Here is a 671-nt window from a genome sequence, read left to right as displayed (position 1 = left end):
TATTGGTCAACTCTGGCTAATTCTAGGATTGTTGTTTGCTGGCGTTCTGACTGTCATTCTCTTGCAAATCGTTTGGTCATTGAGTCCACTAACTAAACTGCAAAAAGAGCTGGCAGAGCTCAAAGCTGGAAATAAAAAGAGTTTAGAAGAAACTTATCCAAAAGAGATTTCGCCGCTTATTTCTGACCTCAATGCTCTTCTTTTCCACTATCAGGAGTTACTGGAACGTGCGCGTAACCATGCGGGTAATTTGTCACACGCACTTAAAACGCCGCTATCTGTGTTAAAAAATGAAGTGCAAACGCTAGAGCCCAAAACGCAAGCCCGCTTAAACGCCCCACTCAACCAGATTCAAGATCACATTGACTATCATTTAGGTCGCGCTCGAATGGCGGGGTCCATGAACATCCTTTCTGTCAAAGCCAATCCAGCAGAGCGAGTGGATGCTATCTCAATGGCGTTCGATAAAGTCTATATCGAGCGAGACATCACCTTAATTAATGAGCTTGATTCTGAGTTGAATGTTGCAGTCGAAAAAACCGACCTCGATGAAATGATCGGTAACTTGCTTGAAAATGGCTATAAATGGGCAAATAGCATGATTCGCGTCCACTCTACTCAGGATAAGGATAGTATCCACCTGATTATCGAAGACGATGGGCCTGGAATCC

General features: G+C 43.8%; 1 pseudogene. It reads left to right on the top strand.

Annotated features, from left to right (window positions below):
- A pseudogene (locus R7Q46_RS27500) lies at window positions 1–671 on the top strand (ATP-binding protein); the annotation flags it as partial.

The sequence above is a fragment of the Vibrio sp. 811 genome (genome assembly GCF_033339195.1).
Note: the sequence above shows the minus strand (reverse complement) of the source record. Positions and strands in the feature narration are given on the sequence as shown.